Source organism: Bacillus sp. ISO11 (genome assembly GCF_003458115.1).
GTDB classification, from domain to species: Bacteria; Bacillota; Bacilli; order Bacillales; family Bacillaceae_G; genus Bacillus_A; species Bacillus_A cereus.
Map to the genome: position 1 here is coordinate 18,468 of NZ_QXCO01000037.1, position 22,065 is coordinate 40,532.

The window sequence follows — 22,065 nt, forward strand, 5'->3', positions numbered from 1 at the left end:
ATGTGGAGGGTTAATCTAGATGTCGACTCAATATCTAAATTCTAATTTGAAAGTATTCTCTTTAAACTCTAATAAGGAACTTGCTGAGCAGATTGCAAAGCATATTGGAGTAGGACTAGGAAAATGTTCTGTTGATCGTTTTAGTGATGGAGAAGTTCAAATTAACATTGAAGAAAGTATCCGTGGTTGCGATGTATTCATTATTCAATCTACAAGCTTCCCAGTAAACGAACATATCATGGAATTACTTATTATGATCGATGCATTAAAACGTGCATCTGCGAAAACAATTAATATTGTTATTCCTTACTATGGTTATGCGCGTCAAGACCGTAAAGCGCGTTCTCGTGAACCAATTACATCGAAACTTGTAGCAAACTTGCTTGAAACAGCAGGTGCAACTCGTGTAATCACTCTAGATTTACATGCTCCACAAATTCAAGGGTTCTTTGATATCCCAATCGACCACTTAATGGGTGTACCGATTCTTTCTGATTACTTTGAAACAAAAGGTCTTAAAGATATCGTAATCGTGTCTCCTGATCATGGTGGTGTAACTCGTGCGAGAAAAATGGCAGATCGTCTAAAAGCGCCAATCGCTATTATTGATAAGCGTCGTCCTCGCCCGAACGTTTCAGAGGTAATGAACATTATCGGTAATATTGAAGGCAAAACAGCGATTTTAATTGATGACATCATTGATACAGCTGGTACAATTACATTAGCAGCAAACGCTCTTGTTGAGAACGGTGCTTCTGAAGTATATGCTTGCTGTACACACCCAGTATTATCTGGTCCAGCAATTGAGCGTATTCAAAATTCAAACATTAAAGAGTTAGTTGTAACGAACTCTATCGTATTACCAGAAGAGAAGAAAATCGACAAAGTACATGAACTTTCAGTTGCTCCATTAATCGGAGAAGCAATCATTCGTGTATACGAAGAAGAATCTGTGAGTGTATTATTCAATTAATTGGATAGAATGAGACGTAACCAAAATTGGTTACGTCTTTTCGTATCGAAAAAAGAAAGTAGTGGTACAAGAATGAAATTGATAGTAGGACTTGGGAACCCAGGTAGAGAATATGAATTAACAAGGCATAATATTGGATTTATGGCCATTGATGAACTTGCGAAGCGTTGGAACATTTCTTTGAATGAACAAAAATTTAAAGGTGTATTTGGTGCAGGGTTTGTTAATGGAGAAAAGGTAATCTTATTAAAGCCGCTAACATACATGAATTTATCTGGGGAAAGTATTCGTCCACTTATGGATTATTATAAAATTGATGTTGAGGACTTCGTTGTTATGTACGACGATTTAGACATTCCTGTAGGTAAATTGCGTCTTCGCATGAAAGGTAGTGCTGGTGGACATAATGGTGTAAAGTCAACGATTTCGCACTTAGGAACACAAGAATTTCAACGTATCCGTATGGGAATTGATCGCCCGAAAAATGGAATGAAGGTAGTCGATTATGTATTAGGACGCTTTACATCTGAAGAGATTCCGGATGTTAACCATTCTATTGAAAAAGCAGCGGATGCATGTGAAGAGTGGCTAAATAAGCCTTTTCTTCAAATCATGAATACTTTCAATAGTTAAAAATGAGATTGGGAATATTTCTCTTTTGTTTTACCCATACTAGTAGTAATTGAATTTTTAGGAGGCTAGTATGGAAGGGTATTATTATTGCAGACACTGCGGAGGTAATGTAGGCTCCATTAACGCAGAAAAAGTATATAGCGACGTTTTATTTCAACTAACGGAGCAAGAAGTAGTAGAAATGATTCATTTTCATGAGAATGGAAATATATATATAAAAACGATTTGTGAATCGTGTCAAGAAACGCTCGCATCTTATCCTGAGTATTATGAGTATGAAAAATTTCTGCAATAAAATGTTGTCGCTTTGGCATGTCCAAAGCATTTTTCTGTTTTCCTTTTCCAAAATATTTGCATAAAATAGAATGACTTGCTCTTTATGTTGAGAGGAGTTTTAAAAATGATAGGTTTATTAGAGCAATTTTATAAAAATGAAGAGATACAATCGGTTATTAATGGGTTAGAAGATGGGTTAAAAGAACAACTTATATCAGGGATGGCAACGTCTTCTCGTTCATTATTAATGGCGGCTTTATATAAAAAAACAAAAAAATCACAATTAATCGTGACACATAACTTATACCAAGCACAAAAAGTACATGAAGATTTAGTGGCGTTACTTGGTGAAAAAGATGTGTGGTTATATCCAGTGAATGAACTGATAGCATCGGAAATTGGAGTTGCAAGTCCAGAATTGAAGGCGCAACGTATAGAAGTGTTAAATCGCTTGGCTGCGGGAGAGAATGGAATCATTGTAGCGCCAGTGGCAGGATTGCGTAGATTTTTACCAATAAAAGAATTGTGGAAGCAAAAGCAAGTTGAAATCAATCTAGGGCAAGAGATTGATTTAGATGCGCTCTTGCATACTTTACATCATATTGGCTATGAACGTAAGTCGATGGTAGAAGCTCCAGGGGAGTTCAGTTTGCGTGGGGGAATATTAGATATTTATCCTTTAACTGAAGAACTACCATTTCGTATTGAATTCTTTGATACAGAAGTCGATTCTATTCGATTATTTGATGTGGATGAACAGCGTTCTCAAGGTAAAAAAGAAAACGTTAGGTTTGGTCCGGCAACAGAGTTTTTATTTTCACAGGAAGAATTAAAATCAGGAATTCAGCATCTTGAAGAAGGCTTGACTAAGACGATGCAAAAACTTTCTGATGATAAACTAAAGACTAAAGTGCTTGAGACGGTAAGTCATGAAATTGAGATGTTGAAAAACGGGCAAAGTATAGAACAGATGTTTAAATACTTATCTATTTTCTATAAAGAACCTGCTAGTCTGATAGATTATTTACCAGAAGATGGTGTTGTAATTTTAGATGAGATTTCCCGTATTCAAGAAACAGCATCACATCTTGAAACAGAAGAGGCGGAATGGTATATATCACTTCTTGGTGAAGGAACAATTATTCAAGATTTATCTTTCTCTCACCCATTCGAGGGGTTTCTTCATCATAAAAAAAGAAGTTTTGTATATTTAACGTTATTCTTGCGTCATATCGCACACACACATCCGCAAAATATTGTTAATGTAACATGTAAAACAATGCAAGATTTCCATGGACAGATGAATTTGTTAAAAACAGAAATTGATAGATGGAATGAAGGGCATTTTACGACTGTTGTACTCGGAACAGATGATGAACGTGTGAAAAAATTACAACATATTTTAAGTGATTATGATATTGAGGCAGATATTGTAGAAGGTACAGATATTTTATTGCCTGGAAGGTTACAAATTGCTGTAGGTGATTTACATGCAGGATTTGAAATGCCGATGCAAAAGCTTGTTGTCATTACTGAAAAGGAGCTTTTTCATAAGAAAGTTAAAAAATCACAACGTAAACAAAAGCTATCGAATGCTGAACGCATTAAAAGTTATTCGGAATTAAAAGTTGGAGATTATGTAGTTCATGTAAATCATGGTATAGGTAAATTTTTAGGTATTGAGACATTAGAGATTAATGGTGTTCATAAAGATTATTTAAATATTAAATATCAAGGTAATGATAAGCTATACGTTCCAATTGAACAAATTGATCAAGTTCAAAAATATGTAGGATCTGAAGGTAAGGATCCGAAAGTTTACAAATTAGGTGGGAATGATTGGAAAAAGGTTAAAACGAAAGTTGAAAAATCTGTACAAGACATTGCGGATGACCTAATTAAACTATATGCTGAGCGCGAAGCTTCAAAAGGCTATGCATATACGCCAGATACGGCAGAACAACAAGAGTTCGAATCATCTTTCCCATACCAAGAGACAGAGGATCAGTTACGTTCTATTGACGAGATTAAAAAAGATATGGAACGCGGACGCCCGATGGATAGGCTCCTTTGTGGTGATGTAGGGTATGGAAAGACTGAAGTGGCTATTCGTGCGGCATTTAAAGCGATTATGGATGAAAAACAAGTTGCAATTTTAGTACCGACAACGATTCTTGCGCAGCAACACTATGAAACAATTCGAGAGCGTTTTCAAGATTATCCAATCAATATAGGCTTATTAAGTAGATTCCGTACGAGGAAACAACAAAATGAAACAATTAAGGGCTTAAAGGATGGAACAGTAGATATTGTAATCGGAACACATCGTATTTTATCTAAAGATGTTACTTATAAAGATTTAGGGCTTCTTATTATTGATGAAGAACAAAGATTTGGTGTGACACATAAAGAAAAAATTAAACAATTGAAGGCGAATGTTGACGTATTAACATTAACGGCAACTCCGATTCCGCGGACGCTTCATATGTCTATGCTTGGTGTGCGCGACTTATCTGTTATTGAGACACCACCAGAAAATCGTTTCCCAGTCCAAACGTATGTAGTCGAGTATAATCCAGCGTTAATGCGAGAGGCGATAGAGCGAGAGCTTGCAAGAGGTGGTCAAGTTTACTTCCTATATAACCGTGTAGAGGATATTGAAAGAAAAGCAGATGAAATTTCGATGTTAGTTCCAGATGCCCGCGTAACGTACGCACATGGGAAAATGAACGAAAGCGAATTAGAGTCTGTTATGCTATCATTTTTAGAAGGACAGCATGATGTTCTTGTAAGTACAACAATTATTGAGACGGGTGTAGATATTCCGAATGTAAATACGTTAATTGTATTTGATGCAGATCGTATGGGATTATCACAATTGTATCAGCTTCGTGGGCGTGTTGGACGTTCTAATCGTGTTGCATATGCATACTTTGCATATAAACGTGACAAAGTGCTGTCAGAGGTTGCAGAGAAGCGTCTACAAGCAATTAAAGAGTTCACGGAACTTGGATCTGGTTTCAAAATTGCGATGAGAGATTTATCTATTCGTGGAGCAGGTAATTTGTTAGGGGCAGAACAGCATGGATTTATTGATTCTGTCGGATTTGATCTATATTCTCAAATGTTAAAAGATGCAATTGAACAGCGTAGAGGAACAGATGGGGCTGAAAATATAGTTAATGTTGAAATTGACTTAGAGGTAGATGCATACTTACCAGATGCTTATATTTCAGATAGTAAGCAAAAAATTATGATGTATAAACAATTTAGAGGTGTTTCTGCAATTGAGGATATTGAAGAATTGCAGGAAGAAATGATCGATAGATTTGGCGATTATCCACAAGAAGTTGGTTATTTATTACAAATTGCAAATATTAAAGTGTTGGCAATGAAAGAACAAATTGAATTAATTAAGCAGAATAAATTTGAAGTAACATTCCTGTTTTCTGAACAAGCAAGTCAAAATATTGATGGTGGAAAATTATTCATGCTCGGAAATAGTTTTGGACGTATGATTGGTTTAGGAATGGAAGGATCACAATTGAAAATTGTTATGAAAACAAATGGCTTAGAGACATCGAAGTGGTTAACGATTGCTGAAAATTTATTAAAAGGCTTACCAGATGTAAAAAAAGAAGTAATAAATGCCTAAAATAAGATAAAAAAATACAATTCGACGTGCATAGAAGAACTAATGTGTAAAATACTATATCTAACAGTTGGTGATTTTTACATGAACAGGTAAATTCACCACTTTGATCATCAGTAGAAAGTGAGGCAGCATTAGAATGAAAGCAACTGGAATCGTACGTCGAATTGATGATTTAGGCAGGGTCGTAATCCCGAAGGAAATTCGTAGAACTTTACGTATTCGAGAAGGAGACCCACTAGAAATATTTGTTGATCGCGATGGAGAGGTAATTTTAAAGAAGTATTCTCCAATTAGTGAGCTAGGTGATTTTGCAAAAGAATATGCTGATGCTTTATATGACAGCTTAGGACATAATGTGCTTGTGTGTGATCGAGATTCTATCATCGCAGTATCAGGCGTATCGAAAAAAGAATACTTAAATAAAAGTGTTGGCGATTTAATTGAAAAAACGATGGAAGAACGAAAGTCTGTTATTATGACGGATGAAAGTGATATTTCCATTATTGATGGTGTAACAGAAAAGGTTCATTCTTATACAGTTGGACCAATTGTTGCAAACGGAGATCCGATTGGAGCCGTCATTATTTTTTCAAAAGAAGCTATTATAAGCGAGATCGAGCATAAAGCGGTTAATACTGCTGCCAGTTTCTTAGCGAAACAAATGGAACAGTAAGGGTATATTGATTTTAGAAGTAGCAATCTTTCCTAATTATGATCTTTCTTTTTGAGAAATCAATTATTTGGAGATATATGTATATTGAATGAAGGTAGCACTTTGCTACCTTTTTTCGTTGAATATTTTTAACGTGTAGGAACTCATTATTACCCGTGTTGGGAAGGGAGTTTGTTCTTTTCTTTATGATATAATACGAGAGGTGAGAATAGAAAAAGGAGTTTTCTTGTATGGAAGCGAAGAAGTATCAAGCCTTTTGGCGTGGGGCTATTATATTAACGATTGCAAGTTTCGTTACAAAAGTATTAAGCGCTTTTTACCGTATTCCATATCAAAATATAGCGGGGGATATTGGGTTTTATATTTACCAACAAATTTACCCGTTTTATGGATTTTGTTTAATTTTAGCTACTTATGGATTTCCTGTTATCATTTCGAAAATGGTTGCAGAACGATTAGAGCGGGGAAAACAAAAAGAAGCAGAAGAAATTATTTGTGTATCTTTTTGGTTCTTATTAGGAATTGGTTTTATAGGCTTCTTTACATTGTTTTTTGGGGCCGAAACAATTGCGGTAGCTATGGGCGATATACACTTAGATAAGTTACTACGTGTTATTTCATTTTCATTCTTATTGATGCCATTTTTGTCTGTAGCAAGAGGGTATTTTCAAGGATTTAATAATATGATGCCAACGGCTGTTTCGCAAGTAATAGAACAAACAATTCGAGTTTCTATTATTGTATTTTTATCGCTATTCCTAATTGCTCACGGATTTGATTTATATACAGTTGGTGCAGGGGCTATGTTAGGCTCAATTGCGGGTGGTCTTATTGGAATTATTGTACTTATATTGTATATGCGTCAAGATTTTCGTTCTATATTCTTCAAAAGTGCAGCGAGAATTAAGGGTAAAAGGAAAATAGTTAAAATCCTTTTTTGGCAGGGGTTAGCGATTTGTGTTAGTAATTTAGTGCTTATTTTTATACAGATGGCTGATTCAGTGTCCTTTTACAGCTTACTTATTGGTGCGGGAGAACAGGCTGAAAATGCAAAGGTATTAAAGGGTGTTTATGATAGAAGTATTCCGCTAATGCAATTAGGTACTGTTGTGACGACTTCTTTCTCGTTGTCACTTATTCCGATTATTACAGCGGCGAAGGAAAGAGGAGATCTTTCCTTTATTCAAGAAAAGGTAAAGTTAGCAGTGAAAATAACATGTGTTATTGGACTTGCAGCAGCTATTGGACTAACTTGTATTATTCAACCTACGAATATTATGTTGTTTGAAAACAGTGATGGATCAGATGTTTTATCTATTTTATCGTTATCTATTTTATTTAGTTCATTGTCAATTACGACAGCTTCTATTTTACAAGGATTGGGGCAAACGTTTAAGCCAGCATTATTTGTTGTATTTGGAGGTTGCTTAAAGTTAGCGTTAAATTATATATTCATGCCTTATTTTGGTGTGAAAGGTGCAGCCTTTGCGACTTTATGTGCGTTAATTATAATCTCTGGACTAAATACTTTGTTGCTTACGAGAGCTGTATCAGGGTCACTTATCAATAAGCGAAATATGTTAGGGATAGTAATTAGTGGTATCTGTATGGGATTTGTATTAATGATATTCACACGTGTGTTACAGATGTCTGGATTAGTAATTGATACGGAACATAGAGGAAGCGCGACACTTGAAGCGTTGTTAGGTGTAGCCATTGGCGGATTGACATATATGTTTTTTATTTTGAAATTACGTGTATTTACAAAAAAAGAATTAGGAACCGTTATGAAACAAGAGAAAAAAGAAGGTTCATTGAAGAAGAGTGGATAGAGGTGACTGGTTGTGAGTGGAATCATTACTATTTTAGGTTTAGGAGCTGGTGAATTAGATCAGCTAACGATGGGTGTATATCGAAAAATAAAAGAAGCAGACCATCTGTTTGTTAGAACGAAAGAACATCCAGTTATAGAAGAATTGGAGAAAGAAGGCGTACAATATACGTCTTTTGATGCTGTATATGAAGCACATGATACGTTTGAAATTGTATATGAAACAATTGCGAATAAATTGCTAGAACAAGCTGAAGGTACAGAAATTATCTATGCTGTTCCCGGGCATCCACTTGTAGCAGAAAGAACAGTTCAGCTACTGTTGGAAAAAGGAGAAGTTTCAAATGTTGAAGTGCGAATTGAGGGTGGACAAAGTTTCCTTGATCCTATGTTTGCAAGTCTAAAGATTGATCCGATTGAAGGATTCCAATTACTTGATGCTACATCATTTGAAAGAGGGCAATTAGAACTGCGTCAACATTTAATCTTTTGCCAAGTATATGATGCATTCGTTGCATCTGATGTGAAATTAACATTAATGGAGATGTTACCAGATGATTATGAAGTGTATATCGTAACAGCTGCAGGAACTTCATTTGAACAAGTAAAGAAGGTACCGTTGTACATGTTAGATCATGAAACGGAATTGAATAATTTAACGAGTGTGTACGTGCCGCCAGTTCAGGAGCGTGCGTCCTTGTATCAACAGTTTGATGTTCTTAGAGAAATTATTGCGGAACTTCGTGGTCCAAATGGTTGTCCGTGGGATAAAAAGCAAACACATCAATCATTAAAGAAATATTTAATTGAGGAAGCTTATGAAGTGTTGGAAGCAATCGATGAAGAGGATGATGATCACTTAGTAGAAGAATTAGGTGATATATTATTACAAGTTATGCTTCATGCTCAAATCGGAGAAGATGAAGGTTGGTTCTCTATAGATGATATCATTCGAACTCTATCTGAGAAAATGGTTCGTCGCCATCCGCATGTGTTTGGAAATACGGATGTAAACAGCGCTGATGAAGTGATTGCAAATTGGGAAGAAATTAAAAAACAAGAAAAAGGATTCGTGAAAGAATCTGTTTTAAATGGCGTTCCCAAAAGTTTGCCGCAGTTACTACGCGCCTATGAAATTCAGAAGAAAGCTGGTAAGGTTGGATTTGATTGGGTTGATGTGCAACCGATGATAGAGAAAGCTTTGGAAGAATGGCAAGAGTTCCAACAAGAGGTTACAAATATGGATGAGAAAAAGATGCTGGGTGAGTTTGGTGATTTACTATTTGCATTTGTTAATATAGCTCGTCATTACAAAATAGATCCAGAAGAGGCGTTACGTTCAACTAATGAGAAATTTACTGGTCGTTTTTTATACATGGAGGCAAAAGTAGCTGAAATGAATAAAGAGATGAAAGATTTATCATTAGAACAGTTAGATGTTTTATGGGAAGAAGCGAAACAGACAGAGCGTTAATAGGGGGATTTGATATGCGTCTAGATAAGTTTTTAAAAGTATCACGTTTAATTAAAAGAAGAACATTAGCGAAAGAAGTAGCTGATCAAGGAAGAATATCTATTAATGGTCAAGTGGCAAAAGCAAGTTCTGATGTGAAAGTAGCTGACGAATTAACAATTCGTTTTGGTCAAAAAATAGTGACTGTGAAAATAAATGAATTAAAAGAAACAACTAAAAAAGAAGATGCAGCAAATATGTATAGCTTAGTTCGTGAAGAAAAAGTAAAAGCGGAAGAAGGCTTGTTCTAAAATCATTTATCCCCTCATACATTACTATTAGCTAGTAAAAACCTATGGGGGGATTTACGTGAATAATGGTTACTCACCTACGTCTTCTAATCAACAAAATGTTTCTGTAGAGCATGACATTATTATGCGTGGCAGGCGTATAATTGATATTACCGGTGTGAAGCAGGTAGAGAGTTTTGATAGCGAAGAGTTTTTACTAGAGACCGTAATGGGTTTTTTAACAATTCGTGGTCAAAATTTACAAATGAAAAATTTAGATGTGGAAAAAGGTATTGTGTCGATTAAAGGGAAAGTTAATGAGATGCTGTATATTGATGAAAATCAAGGGGAAAAAACTAAAGGTTTCTTTAGTAAGTTGTTTAAATGAGCTTAACAATTCAGTTGTATACAATGCTTTCAATGATTGGAATGGGTGCTTGGATTGGAGCGTCTTTAGATACATATCAACGTTTTTTAAAGCGCCAAGAACGTAAACGTTGGCTTGTATTTATACATGATATATTATTTTGGATTGTCCAAGCATTATCCGTCTTTTATGTATTGCTTCTCGTAAATGAAGCTGAGCTACGTATATATGTGTTTTTGGCATTATTATGTGGTTTTGCGGCATATCAAAGCTTACTGAAGGCACTATACATGAAGCTGTTAAATTTTCTCATCTATATTTTTATGCAAACAACATATTTTTTTGTTCGAATTATACAGCTACTCATGATAAAACCTGTTATTATTATAGCGCAGCTATTTATTGCATTTATATTATTCTTATTTCGTATACTGCTTTCAATTGGACATGTGTTATGGAAAATGGTGATTTGGATATTACTTTTCATATGGAAAGTTTTTTTCTGGCCTGTTCGATTTATTGCTTCGCTCATATGGAAACTTCTCCCTAATCGTGTTAAACTTTTTATAGTGAAACATATAGGGTTCCTGCAATATATAGCAAAATTGAAGGGACATATCTTCCAACTATGGGAGCATATAAAAAAGAAGTTAGGGGGACCTCGGAAATGAGGGAACTGAGACAAAGAACAATCGAAAAACAGAGTCCAAATCCTGTTAAAGAGCATATAATACAAACGGATGAGAACAGGAAGCGACTTTATCGCCGTTTAGCGGTTTTTCTTGTCTTTACTTTTACAATTATTGCGAGTATTAGTGTAACGTTTTATCAACAAAACAGTTCCATTAAAGCAAAAGAAGCAAAAGTTAAGGACATGAAAAAAGAACTGGATTCATTAACGAATAAAGAAAAAAGTCTAAAAGACGAAGTTCAAAAGTTAAATGATGAAGAGTACGTATTAAAGATTGCTAGAAGGGATTATTTCTTCTCTGGTAAAGGGGAGATAATTTTTCCTGTTTCTAAGTAGAGTATGTCTTATTGACACTATATTTTAGGATTATATATAATAAAGTAAAATTTGACTTTTTAACCACTAAGGAGGAGCATTTTTTTTATGTCAATCGAGGTAGGCAGCAAGTTACAGGGTAAAGTAACAGGTATTACAAATTTTGGGGCTTTTGTGGAGCTGCCAGAGGGCTTAACGGGTCTTGTTCATATTAGTGAAGTTGCTGATAACTATGTAAAAGATATTAACGATCACTTAAAAGTGGGCGACCAAGTAGAAGTAAAAGTTATTAATGTTGAAAAAGATGGAAAGATTGGTTTATCTATCAAAAAAGCGAAAGAACGTGAAAAAACAGAAGGAGATCGTCCACGCGGTGAATACCAACGCGGTGGTGATCAACAACGTTCTGGACGTCCACAACGTAATAATCGCTCTTTCAACAGAGATAATCGCGGTGGTGGTAACGACCGAGCTCCGAAAGAAACATTTGAGCAAAAGATGGCACGCTTCTTAAAAGATAGCGAAGATCGTTTAACTTCTTTAAAGCGTAACACAGAGTCTAAACGTGGTGGCCGTGGCGCGCGTCGCGGATAATAAGGACGTTTAGTTTTTAACATATAGAGAGGTACCCAGAGTGATGGCTCAGGGTGCTTTTTTATATGTTAAAAATATTTTTAAAAAAGTTTTTGAGATGTGTTGACTTTAATTAGTATCTGATGTAAGATACTAATTGTCCGTTAAATAAGACGACATGGCGGTGTAGCTCAGCTGGCTAGAGCGTACGGTTCATACCCGTGAGGTCGGGGGTTCGATCCCCTCCGCCGCTATATTTAATTTAACGGCCCGTTGGTCAAGTGGTTAAGACACCGCCCTTTCACGGCGGTAACACGGGTTCGAATCCCGTACGGGTCATCTAAAAAGATCATGCAAATTTGCATGATCTTTTTTTGTTAAATAAATTAAGATATACAACACTTCTACAAAATCACCCTATATTTTCTGAATATTTAATTAAAATCTCAAAAATAACTTACATACCGTGTATATCTGTAGAGTTATTTCGAATAAAAAGTCGAACGATTATAAAAGTGAAAACTGTTGTTTTGACAAAAAAACCAACAATCATCTTTTATAATGACAGTAATTAAACTATGCAGGTGGTGTTAAAAATATGCCTAAAGCAGGAAGGAATACTATGAATACAAGTGCATTGGCAATGAATGAGAGTCAGCTTGGAGGAATAAAGTGGACGAGTAAGTTGCGAATGAAATTTGAGCAAGTTTTCTTTAGATGGGGATTTATTATTGTTGTTATTGGTTTTCTTTTGGGACGAGCATATATATTAACAAATATTTTACCGTTTGCACTGCCATTTTTTGCTGCTGTTTATGTTATGAAGCGGGATAAGATGCCGCTAGCATTTTTAGCTCTAATGGGAGGAGCTCTTTCGGTATCGATAGATAATTTGTTTTTTACCTTTGCATCTATCTTTACCTTCTTCATTTATAATATCTTCTTTAGTCGATTTACACGTAAAACTGTTGGACTTGTTCCATTTCAAGTATTTATCTCCGCATTAACCGCACACTTAGTTGTTGTATATTTTGCGCAACAAACTGTCACCATGTACGATTTACTCGTTAGTACCATTGAGGCTGGGCTTAGTTTCGTATTAACTATGATATTTTTACAAAGCGTCCCGCTTTTAGTGGAAAGGAAAGGAAAACAACAGGCATTAGAGACGGAAGAAATTGTTTGTTTGATTATATTACTAGCATCTGTTTTAACGGGTACAACAGATTGGTTTGTATATGATGCTTCTATTCAACATATTTTTACAAGGTATTTAGTGCTAGTATTTGCATTTATTGCAGGTGCTGCCACAGGATCCACAGTAGGGGTTGTAACAGGACTAATATTAAGTTTAGCAAATGTGTCTAGCTTGTCTCAGCTTAGCCTTCTTGCTTTCTCTGGATTGCTTGGTGGATTGTTAAAAGAAGGGAAGCGTTTAGGTGTTAGTTTAGGTTTATTAATTGGGACAAGCTTAATTACATTATATGTGGACAAACAGACAAATATTGTAACAACTTTAATTGAGTCAGGTGTAGCGATTGTTATCTTCTTATTAACACCGAAGCTTGTTTTGGATCGTATTGCTAAATTTATGCCAGGTACACAAGAGCATTCGCAAGACCAACAACAATATTTAAGAAGGATGCGTGATGTTACAGCAAATAAAATCAACCAATTTGCAAATGTATTTGCTGCTTTATCTAATAGCTTTTCTGTATATGGGTATGTAGAGGAAGAAGATAAAGAGACAGAAGCAGATTTGTTTTTGAGTACAATTACTGCGAAAACATGTCAAACATGCTTTAAAAAGGATCAATGCTGGGTAGTGAATTTTGATAAAACGTACGATTATATGAAACAAATAATGAATGAAACGGAAGAAGGAACCCTGCAACATAATCGTAAATTAGTTCGTGAGTGGGACAAGCATTGTGTGAGAGGGAAAAAAGTGACGGATTTAGTAGCGGGTGAATTAGATCACTTCTATGAGGGACAAAAATTACGAAAACAAATGAAGGAAAATCGTAGAATAGTAGCGGAGCAACTATTAGGTGTATCAAAGGTTATGGAGGATTTTGCTAAGGAGATACAACGAGAGCGTGAAAATCATCAAGTGCAGGAAGAACAGATTATGCAAGCATTCCGTGATTTTGGTGTCGAAGTAGAGCATGTTGATATTTATTGTTTAGATAGAGGAAGTATTGATATTGAAATGTTAATTCCAGTTGCATCTAATGAACATGGTGAATGTGAAAAGTTAGTTGCACCGATGCTTTCGGATATCCTTAAAGAAAATATTGTCGTTAAACATGAAGAAAAGTCTTCTTATCCAAATGGCCATAGTTTAATATCATTTGGTTCGGCGAAGACGTATTCTCTTGATACAGGATTGGCTACAGCTGCAAAAGGCGGTGGATTTGTTTCGGGTGACTCTTATGCGATGATGGATTTAAGTGTTGGTAAATATGCACTTGCAATTAGTGATGGTATGGGGAATGGGCAAAGGGCTCATATGGAAAGTAAGGAAACGGTGAAATTATTACAAAAAATACTCCAATCGGGCATTGATGAAGAAATAGCAATTAAGTCTATCAATTCAATTCTTTCTTTGAGAACGACAGAAGAGATGTTTACGACGTTAGATTTAGCTATGGTAGATTTGCGGGATGCGAGTGCAAGGTTTTTAAAGATTGGATCGACGCCGAGTTTTGTTAAACGCGCAAATAATATTTTGAAAATTGAAGCAAGTAATTTGCCGATGGGAATCATTGAAGATGTTGAAGTTGATGTGGTGGGTGAACAATTAAAAACGGGCGATATTCTTATTATGATGAGCGATGGGATTTTTGAGGGAGCGCAGCATGTGGAGAATCATGAATTGTGGATGAAACGAAAAATTAAAGAATTGCAAACCGAAGACCCGCAAGAAATTGCTGATATCATTATGGAAGAAGTGATTCGCTCTTGTGATGGTTATATAAATGATGATATGACTATTGTAGTGGCAAAAGTGAAGAAAAATATGCCGAAGTGGGCTACGATTCCGATTGTAGGAATGCAGGCGCAGTAAAATGTAAGTGGAATGTTTATCTATAATTTGATTTTAAAAACCTAGGTGAATACCTAGGTTTTTTTTGTGGAAAAAGGTAATGTTATTAATTTTGTGAATATACACGGAGGATGTAAGATAAAAATGTAATTTTTGTATATCTTTTTTTTGCACAATGTTTGTAAAAGTTGTACCATTGTAGACAAGGCAACTAACGTTGCTGTTCTTGTTTAATGAAAGGTGATTACGAAGTTGAAAGATACATTTGTTGAAAAAGTAGATGACTTTGTAAAGCAGCATGATGTATTAAAAAATGATTCAACAATTGTTGTGGGAGTTTCTGGTGGTCCTGACTCGTTAGCGCTTTTATATTATTTATTAGAAAAAAGAGCGGAAAAACAGTTGGAAATTGTAGTAGCTCATGTGGATCATATGTTTAGAGGTGATGAATCTCATGAGGATTTACGGTTTGTGCAGGGCCTTTGTGAAGAACTGGGAATTATTTGTGAAACGATAAGGATTAATGTATCACAATATCAACAGCAATACGGAATGAATGCACAGGTTGCTGCTAGAGAATGCAGATATGCATTTTTGGAAAGAATAATGAAGAAATATGATGCAAGATATGTTGCTCTTGGACATCATGGAGATGATCAAGTCGAGACAATTTTAATGCGTCTTGTAAGAGGGAGTACTCCGAAAGGATATGCAGGAATTGCAGTGAAGCGTCCTTTTCATAATGGGTATTTAATTAGGCCGTTACTTGGGGTAACGAAGGAAGAAATTGTTGATTACTGTAATAAGCTAAATTTAATGCCACGTATAGATCCGAGTAATAAAAAGGAAGTATATACAAGGAATCGATTACGTAAATATGTCCTTCCTCATTTGAAAGAAGAAAATCCACAAGTGCATGAGAAATTCCAAAAATTTAGCGTGCAGATGCAAGAGGATGAGGCTTATTTGCAGGAATTAGCTTTTGAGAAAATGAATAAAGTAATTACAAAAAAAAGTGATAAACAAATTAGCTTATCAATTCCTGCCTTTGAATCCATGTCTATGCCTTTACAAAGAAGAGGGATTCAACTAATATTAAACTATCTTTATGAATATAAGATTCCATCTTCTCTTTCTTCCATACATATTGACAAGGTGATTGAGTTTTTTAAGCGGACACAACCTTCAGGTTCACTTGATTTTCCAGGTGATTTGAAAATTGTTCGTACATACGAGGAGTGTAGCTTTAGATTTAAACAAGAAATTGTTTCTCCTTTTTTACAAGATTTATCAGTACCCGGGACCATTACGCTATTGAACGGGGATGAATTTGTAACAGAGGTGAGCGAAGATATACCAAGTAACATGAATGAAACAGTATTTGTTGCTAAGTATAATGATATATCATATCCACTTCGTATTCGTTCTAGGGAAAATGGAGATCGCATGTCAATACAAGGTATGAATGGCACGAAAAAGATAAAAGCTATTTTTATCGAAGCAAAAGTACCGAAAGAAAAAAGAGAAGAATGGCCGGTCGTTTGTGATGCAAGTGGGACCATTATTTGGGTACCCTTGTTGAAGCGATCTGCATTTGCAATTTCGAAAGAGATGGCAAAGAAGGATAAATATATGATTATTCACTACAAAAGCAAGGAGTCTTCCGGGAGGATAATGAAATGATGAATCAAGATATCGAAAAAGTATTAATTTCTGAAGGGCAAATACAAGAAAAGGTGCGCGAACTAGGTGCAATTGTTGCAGAGGATTATAAAAACACAGTACCTCTTGCAATTGGTGTATTAAAAGGCGCAATGCCATTCATGGCAGATTTATTAAAGAGAACAGATACATATCTTGAAATGGATTTTATGGCTGTATCTAGTTACGGTCACTCTACAGTTTCAACAGGCGAAGTGAAAATTTTAAAAGATCTTGATACTTCTGTAGAAGGTCGCGATATTTTAATCGTCGAAGATATTATTGATAGTGGTCTTACACTAAGCTACTTAGTAGACTTATTCAAATATCGTAAAGCGAAGTCTGTAAAAATTGTTACATTATTAGATAAGCCAACAGGCCGTAAGGTTGATCTGAAAGCGGATTATGTTGGATTTACTGTTCCACATGAATTTGTAGTAGGATATGGATTAGATTATAAAGAGCAGTACCGTAATCTTCCTTATGTAGGCGTATTAAAACCAAGCGTTTACTCAAATTAATTAAATATAGGCTTCACAATTGTATAGGAAAGTTTTTCTATGTTACGATTTACTATAGTGTTTATGCCGTGAGAGGAGGTTAGGAATGAATCGTATCTTCCGTAATACCATCTTTTATTTACTGATATTCTTAGTAGTAATTGGAATCGTGAGCTATTTTAATGGTTCGACACAAAAAACGACATCAGTTAGCTACGACAAATTCATTACTAAACTAGAAAGCGGTGAAGTGCGTAATGTGCAACTTCAACCGAAAAATGGTGTATTTGAGGTAAAAGGACAATTTAATAACTCTAGCCAAGGAGAACAATTTGTTACTTATGCACCAAATACTGAGGAATTACAAAAGAAAATTAATGATAAAGCGAAAGGTGCCGAAGTTAAGTATCAACCAGCAGAAGAAACAAGTGCCTGGGTAACATTCTTTACTTCAATCATTCCATTTGTCATCATCTTCATTTTATTCTTCTTCTTATTAAACCAAGCTCAAGGCGGCGGTAGCCGTGTTATGAACTTCGGGAAAAGTAAGGCGAAGTTATATAATGATGAAAAGAAAAAAGTTCGTTTCAGAGATGTTGCTGGTGCGGATGAAGAGAAACAAGAACTTGTTGAGGTAGTTGAATTCTTGAAAGACCCTCGTAAGTTCTCTGAAGTTGGTGCTCGTATTCCAAAGGGTGTCCTATTAGTTGGACCTCCAGGTACAGGTAAAACTTTATTAGCACGTGCTGTTGCAGGTGAGGCTGGCGTTCCATTCTTCTCTATCAGTGGTTCTGACTTCGTAGAGATGTTTGTGGGTGTCGGTGCATCACGTGTACGTGATTTATTTGAAAATGCAAAGAAAAATGCTCCTTGTATCATTTTCATTGATGAAATTGATGCAGTAGGGCGTCAACGTGGCGCAGGTCTTGGTGGTGGCCATGATGAGCGTGAGCAAACGTTGAACCAATTACTTGTTGAAATGGATGGATTCGGTGCAAACGAAGGTATTATTATCATCGCTGCTACAAACCGTCCTGATATTCTTGATCCAGCATTATTACGTCCAGGTCGTTTTGACCGTCAAATTACAGTAGATCGTCCAGATGTAAATGGCCGTGAAGCTGTACTGAAGGTGCATGCTCGTAATAAACCGCTTGATGAGAATATCAACTTAAGAGCAATTGCAACTCGTACGCCAGGATTCTCTGGTGCTGATCTTGAAAACTTATTAAACGAAGCTGCTTTAGTAGCTGCGCGTCAAGATAAGAAGAAAATTGATATGAGTGACATTGATGAAGCAACGGATCGCGTTATTGCAGGTCCGGCTAAGAAAAGTCGTGTTATCTCTGAAAAAGAACGTAATATCGTTGCTTTCCATGAAGCGGGTCATACTGTAATTGGTGTTGTTCTTGATGAAGCTGATGTCGTTCATAAAGTAACAATTGTCCCTCGTGGTCAAGCTGGTGGATATGCAGTAATGCTTCCGAAAGAAGATCGTTACTTCATGACAAAGCCAGAGTTACTTGATAAAATCACTGGTTTACTTGGTGGTCGAGTAGCTGAGGAGATTGTATTTGGTGAAGTGAGTACAGGTGCTCACAACGACTTCCAACGTGCGACGGGCATTGCAAGACGCATGGTTACAGAATTCGGTATGAGTGATAAGCTTGGACCAATGCAATTTGGTAGTTCGCAAGGTGGTCAAGTGTTCTTAGGAAGAGACTTCCATTCAGAGCAAAACTACAGTGATGCAATTGCACACGATATCGATGTAGAAATGCAAACGATTATGAAAGAATGTTATGCTCGTGCAAAAGACATTCTTACTGAAAATCGTGATAAGCTAGATCTTATTGCAAAAACGTTACTTGAAGTAGAAACGTTAGATGCTGAGCAAATCAATCATTTATGTGATTACGGCAGATTGCCAGAACGTCCAACATCTTCAGATGATGTGAAAGTAAACATCAACATGAAGAAAGACGATGAAGATAAAGAAGATAAGTAAGAAACGAAGGAGTGACTATCGTCACTCCTTTTTTGTTTGTTAAAACCTTTGTTAATTACTATTGAGAACTTAGTGGATAAAGTAATTTAAGTAAAACTAGTATTAAAAATTGAAATAGAGAGCAATCTTTTTGTAAAATGATGAGGATAGGAAAGCTGATTATATAAGTATGTGTGATATGATGTTTTTATAAGTTTTATACATACTGCACAAATATAGATTAAATAAGATAAGTGGTGAGAATATGATTTTTGTATTGGATGTAGGGAACACAAATGCTGTACTAGGTGTGTTTGAAGAGGGGGAACTTCGTCAGCATTGGCGCATGGAAACAGATCGTCATAAGACAGAAGATGAATATGGAATGCTTGTAAAGCAATTGCTTGAGCATGAAGGTCTTTCGTTTGAAGATGTGAAAGGTATTATTGTGTCTTCAGTCGTACCACCAATTATGTTTGCTTTAGAGCGCATGTGTGAAAAATATTTTAAAATTAAACCGCTTGTAGTAGGGCCTGGGATAAAAACAGGGCTAAATATTAAATATGAAAATCCGCGTGAAGTAGGCGCAGACCGAATTGTAAATGCAGTAGCAGGAATCCACTTATATGGAAGTCCGCTTATTATTGTTGATTTTGGTACGGCTACTACATATTGTTATATTAACGAAGAAAAGCATTATATGGGTGGAGTTATTACGCCAGGAATTATGATTTCAGCAGAGGCTTTATATAGCAGAGCAGCAAAACTTCCTCGTATCGAAATTACAAAACCAAGCAGTGTAGTTGGGAAAAATACAGTAAGTGCGATGCAATCGGGTATTCTTTATGGTTATGTTGGACAAGTGGAAGGTATTGTTAAGCGTATGAAAGAGGAAGCTAGACAAGAACCTAAAGTTATTGCAACAGGTGGATTAGCAAAATTAATTTCCGAAGAATCGAATGTAATTGATATTGTAGATCCATTTTTAACGTTAAAAGGTTTATACATGTTATATGAACGTAATGCAAATTTACAGCATGAGAAAGGTGAATAAATACGTATGAAAGATTATTTAGTAAAAGCGTTAGCGTTTGATGGAGAAGTGCGTGCGTATAGTGTACGTACAACAAATACAGTAAGTGAGGCGCAAAGACGTCATGATACATGGAGAACAGCTTCAGCGGCACTAGGGCGTTCTTTAACTGCGGGTACAATGATGGGCGCAATGTTAAAAGGTGAGCAAAAGTTAACGATTAAGGTAGAAGGTAACGGTCCGATTGGTCCTATCTTAGTAGATGCTCATGCAAATGGAGATGTACGTGGTTATGTAACGAATCCGCATGTTGATTTTGAAGGAACAGAACAAGGGAAGTTACGTGTATATCAAGCGGTAGGTACAGAGGGGTTTGTAACTGTAATTAAAGATATTGGAATGCGTGAGCCGTTTATTGGTCAATCTCCAATCGTTTCAGGAGAATTAGGAGAAGACTTTACGTATTATTTTGCAGTTTCTGAACAAACGCCTTCTTCTGTAGGTGTTGGTGTTCTTGTAAATGGAGATGATAGCATATTAGCGGCAGGTGGATTCATCCTTCAAATTATGCCGGGTGCGCAAGATGAAACGATTTCATTTATTGAAGACCGTTTACAAAAGATTCCACCTGTATCAACGTTGATTGAACAAGGACTTTCTCCGGAAGAGCTACTATATGCAGTTCTTGGAGAAGATAAAGTAAAAGTATTAGAAACAATGGATGTTCAATTTAATTGCACATGCTCACGCGAGCGTATTGAGAGTGTATTAATTAGTTTAGGTAAAACAGAGTTAGAGCAAGTTCGTGAAGAAGAGGAAGAGACAGAAGTTCACTGTCATTTCTGTAATGAACGATACAAGTTCTCTAAAGAAGATATTACAAATTTAATCGAGAATTTGTAATAAGGGAATTAAGAGGAGCAATCCTCCAAATGAATTGACAAACAGGGAATTTTCTGACAAAATCTAAATATAGATAAAACCAATAAAAATACTCGGTGTTAGGAGTGACAGGAATGCGAGTGGCACAATCAGTTTCAGAATTAATCGGGAAAACGCCGATCGTTAAGTTGAACCGCATCGTAGAATCAGACAGCGCAGATATATACTTAAAATTAGAATTTATGAATCCGGGGAGTAGCGTTAAAGATCGTATCGCATTAGCTATGATTGAAGATGCTGAAAAAAATGGATTATTAAAAGAGGGCGATACAATCATTGAGCCGACAAGTGGTAACACAGGAATTGGTTTAGCGATGGTAGCGGCTGCTAAAGGATATAATGCAATCTTAGTAATGCCAGAAACAATGAGTATTGAGCGTCGTAATTTATTACGTGCTTACGGTGCGGAATTAGTATTGACTCCAGGGCCTGAAGGAATGGGTGGAGCAATTCGTAAAGCGACTGAATTAGCAAAAGAGCATGGCTACTTTATACCACAACAGTTCAAAAACCAATCGAATCCAGAAATTCACCGTTTAACAACAGGTCCAGAAATTATTGAACAAATGGGTGACCAATTAGATGCGTTTATTGCAGGTATTGGTACAGGTGGAACGATTACTGGTGCTGGTGAAGTACTGAAGGAAGCGTATAAAGATATTAAAATTTATGCAGTAGAACCTGCAGATTCACCAGTATTATCTGGTGGGAAACCAGGTCCACATAAAATCCAAGGAATTGGGGCGGGATTTGTTCCGGAGACGTTGGATGTAGAAGTATATGATGAAATTATTCAAGTGAAAACAGAGCAAGCATTTGAATATGCGAGAAGAGTGGCTAAAGAGGAAGGTATTTTAGTTGGTATCTCTTCAGGCGCAGTTATTTATGCAGCAACAGAAGTTGCGAAAAAGTTAGGTAAAGGGAAAAAGGTACTTGTTATTATCCCGAGTAACGGTGAACGTTATTTAAGTACACCACTTTATCAATTTGAATCATAATTAAACGCGATTGAAAAAGCATCCTTGAAAAAGGGTGCTTTTTCTTTTGGGATTGGAAATAGGAAAAGAGTGAATGACTAGAAAACTTCATGTAAAATAAGAGGTAGTATAATTAAATTATTTTC

The 22,065-nt window shown here is 36.0% G+C and carries 19 protein-coding genes and 2 tRNA genes; all 21 read left to right on the top strand.

Annotated elements, in window-relative coordinates:
• The first annotated feature begins 19 nt into the window (after positions 1-19).
• Positions 20-973, top strand: coding sequence for a ribose-phosphate diphosphokinase (locus D1166_RS26495; RefSeq protein ID WP_000107420.1), 954 nt, complete (start codon positions 20-22; stop codon positions 971-973).
• 72 nt (positions 974-1,045) lie between these two features.
• A complete protein-coding gene (gene pth, locus D1166_RS26500) occupies positions 1,046-1,606 on the top strand; it encodes an aminoacyl-tRNA hydrolase (RefSeq protein ID WP_000767702.1) in 561 nt (186 codons plus the stop codon).
• 70 nt (positions 1,607-1,676) lie between these two features.
• Positions 1,677-1,901, top strand: coding sequence for an anti-sigma-F factor Fin family protein (locus tag D1166_RS26505; protein WP_000399438.1), 225 nt, complete (start codon positions 1,677-1,679; stop codon positions 1,899-1,901).
• Positions 1,902-2,006: 105 nt separating this feature from the next.
• On the top strand, positions 2,007-5,537 hold the full coding sequence (mfd, locus tag D1166_RS26510; RefSeq protein ID WP_000579678.1) for a transcription-repair coupling factor: 3,531 nt from the start codon (positions 2,007-2,009) through the stop codon (positions 5,535-5,537).
• A 136-nt stretch (positions 5,538-5,673) separates the two neighbouring features.
• On the top strand, positions 5,674-6,210 hold the full coding sequence (spoVT, locus tag D1166_RS26515) for a stage V sporulation protein T (protein WP_000648302.1): 537 nt from the start codon (positions 5,674-5,676) through the stop codon (positions 6,208-6,210).
• 230 nt (positions 6,211-6,440) lie between these two features.
• On the top strand, positions 6,441-8,042 hold the full coding sequence (locus tag D1166_RS26520; protein WP_000387588.1) for a putative polysaccharide biosynthesis protein: 1,602 nt from the start codon (positions 6,441-6,443) through the stop codon (positions 8,040-8,042).
• A gap of 12 nt (positions 8,043-8,054) precedes the next feature.
• On the top strand, positions 8,055-9,515 hold the full coding sequence (gene yabN, locus D1166_RS26525) for a bifunctional methyltransferase/pyrophosphohydrolase YabN (RefSeq protein WP_000014241.1): 1,461 nt from the start codon (positions 8,055-8,057) through the stop codon (positions 9,513-9,515).
• Positions 9,516-9,529: 14 nt separating this feature from the next.
• Positions 9,530-9,805, top strand: coding sequence for an RNA-binding S4 domain-containing protein (locus D1166_RS26530; protein ID WP_001234876.1), 276 nt, complete (start codon positions 9,530-9,532; stop codon positions 9,803-9,805).
• A 58-nt stretch (positions 9,806-9,863) separates the two neighbouring features.
• Positions 9,864-10,172: a sporulation protein YabP gene (gene yabP / locus D1166_RS26535; protein WP_001059104.1), complete on the top strand. Its 309-nt coding sequence runs from the start codon at positions 9,864-9,866 to the stop codon at positions 10,170-10,172.
• Positions 10,169-10,822 (top strand): spore cortex biosynthesis protein YabQ, encoded by a 654-nt coding sequence (yabQ, locus tag D1166_RS26540; protein ID WP_000059777.1) that lies wholly within the window; start codon positions 10,169-10,171, stop codon positions 10,820-10,822. Before yabP ends, yabQ begins: the two co-directional genes overlap by 4 nt.
• Positions 10,819-11,178, top strand: coding sequence for a cell division protein DivIC (divIC, locus tag D1166_RS26545; protein ID WP_001208739.1), 360 nt, complete (start codon positions 10,819-10,821; stop codon positions 11,176-11,178). The genes yabQ and divIC overlap by 4 nt, the downstream gene beginning before the upstream one ends.
• Positions 11,179-11,265: 87 nt before the next feature.
• The gene (locus tag D1166_RS26550; RefSeq protein ID WP_000021451.1) at positions 11,266-11,751 is read left to right on the top strand and encodes a S1 domain-containing RNA-binding protein; all 486 of its coding nucleotides are present in this window, start codon (positions 11,266-11,268) and stop codon (positions 11,749-11,751) included.
• Positions 11,752-11,910: 159 nt separating this feature from the next.
• Positions 11,911-11,984, top strand: a tRNA-Met gene (locus tag D1166_RS26555).
• A 13-nt stretch (positions 11,985-11,997) separates the two neighbouring features.
• Positions 11,998-12,069: transfer RNA gene (locus D1166_RS26560), tRNA-Glu, on the top strand.
• Between the two features lie 259 nt (positions 12,070-12,328).
• On the top strand, positions 12,329-14,800 hold the full coding sequence (spoIIE, locus tag D1166_RS26565) for a stage II sporulation protein E (protein WP_001123552.1): 2,472 nt from the start codon (positions 12,329-12,331) through the stop codon (positions 14,798-14,800).
• A gap of 231 nt (positions 14,801-15,031) precedes the next feature.
• Positions 15,032-16,462 carry a tRNA lysidine(34) synthetase TilS gene (gene tilS / locus D1166_RS26570; protein ID WP_000655458.1) on the top strand — a complete coding sequence of 477 codons (1,431 nt, stop codon included), beginning with the start codon at positions 15,032-15,034 and terminating at the stop codon, positions 16,460-16,462.
• Complete coding sequence (gene hpt, locus D1166_RS26575) at positions 16,459-17,001, top strand: hypoxanthine phosphoribosyltransferase (RefSeq protein WP_097855945.1); 543 nt, start codon at positions 16,459-16,461, stop codon at positions 16,999-17,001. The genes tilS and hpt overlap by 4 nt, the downstream gene beginning before the upstream one ends.
• A gap of 85 nt (positions 17,002-17,086) precedes the next feature.
• Positions 17,087-18,988, top strand: a complete 1,902-nt coding sequence (gene ftsH, locus D1166_RS26580) for an ATP-dependent zinc metalloprotease FtsH (RefSeq protein WP_001079672.1) — start codon at positions 17,087-17,089, stop codon at positions 18,986-18,988.
• Positions 18,989-19,232: 244 nt separating this feature from the next.
• Positions 19,233-20,021 carry a type III pantothenate kinase gene (locus D1166_RS26585; protein WP_000578368.1) on the top strand — a complete coding sequence of 263 codons (789 nt, stop codon included), beginning with the start codon at positions 19,233-19,235 and terminating at the stop codon, positions 20,019-20,021.
• A gap of 6 nt (positions 20,022-20,027) precedes the next feature.
• Positions 20,028-20,903 (top strand): redox-regulated molecular chaperone HslO, encoded by an 876-nt coding sequence (gene hslO, locus D1166_RS26590; protein ID WP_000656372.1) that lies wholly within the window; start codon positions 20,028-20,030, stop codon positions 20,901-20,903.
• 113 nt (positions 20,904-21,016) lie between these two features.
• A complete protein-coding gene (cysK, locus tag D1166_RS26595; RefSeq protein ID WP_001261719.1) occupies positions 21,017-21,940 on the top strand; it encodes a cysteine synthase A in 924 nt (307 codons plus the stop codon).
• Positions 21,941-22,065 lie beyond the last annotated feature (125 nt).

Excerpts from the sequence above, each read along its gene's own strand:
- cysK (WP_001261719.1), top strand. The coding sequence starts at position 21,017 with ATGCGAGTGGCACAATCAGTTTCAGAATTAATCGGGAAAACGCCGATC.
- D1166_RS26520 (WP_000387588.1), top strand. The coding sequence starts at position 6,441 with ATGGAAGCGAAGAAGTATCAAGCCTTTTGGCGTGGGGCTATTATATTA.
- pth (WP_000767702.1), top strand. The coding sequence starts at position 1,046 with ATGAAATTGATAGTAGGACTTGGGAACCCAGGTAGAGAATATGAATTA.
- mfd (WP_000579678.1), top strand. The coding sequence starts at position 2,007 with ATGATAGGTTTATTAGAGCAATTTTATAAAAATGAAGAGATACAATCG.
- hpt (WP_097855945.1), top strand. The coding sequence starts at position 16,459 with ATGATGAATCAAGATATCGAAAAAGTATTAATTTCTGAAGGGCAAATA.
- yabQ (WP_000059777.1), top strand. The coding sequence starts at position 10,169 with ATGAGCTTAACAATTCAGTTGTATACAATGCTTTCAATGATTGGAATG.
- divIC (WP_001208739.1), top strand. The coding sequence starts at position 10,819 with ATGAGGGAACTGAGACAAAGAACAATCGAAAAACAGAGTCCAAATCCT.
- ftsH (WP_001079672.1), top strand. The coding sequence starts at position 17,087 with ATGAATCGTATCTTCCGTAATACCATCTTTTATTTACTGATATTCTTA.
- D1166_RS26550 (WP_000021451.1), top strand. The coding sequence starts at position 11,266 with ATGTCAATCGAGGTAGGCAGCAAGTTACAGGGTAAAGTAACAGGTATT.
- D1166_RS26530 (WP_001234876.1), top strand. The coding sequence starts at position 9,530 with ATGCGTCTAGATAAGTTTTTAAAAGTATCACGTTTAATTAAAAGAAGA.
- D1166_RS26585 (WP_000578368.1), top strand. The coding sequence starts at position 19,233 with ATGATTTTTGTATTGGATGTAGGGAACACAAATGCTGTACTAGGTGTG.
- spoIIE (WP_001123552.1), top strand. The coding sequence starts at position 12,329 with ATGCCTAAAGCAGGAAGGAATACTATGAATACAAGTGCATTGGCAATG.
- spoVT (WP_000648302.1), top strand. The coding sequence starts at position 5,674 with ATGAAAGCAACTGGAATCGTACGTCGAATTGATGATTTAGGCAGGGTC.
- hslO (WP_000656372.1), top strand. The coding sequence starts at position 20,028 with ATGAAAGATTATTTAGTAAAAGCGTTAGCGTTTGATGGAGAAGTGCGT.
- D1166_RS26495 (WP_000107420.1), top strand. The coding sequence starts at position 20 with ATGTCGACTCAATATCTAAATTCTAATTTGAAAGTATTCTCTTTAAAC.
- D1166_RS26505 (WP_000399438.1), top strand. The coding sequence starts at position 1,677 with ATGGAAGGGTATTATTATTGCAGACACTGCGGAGGTAATGTAGGCTCC.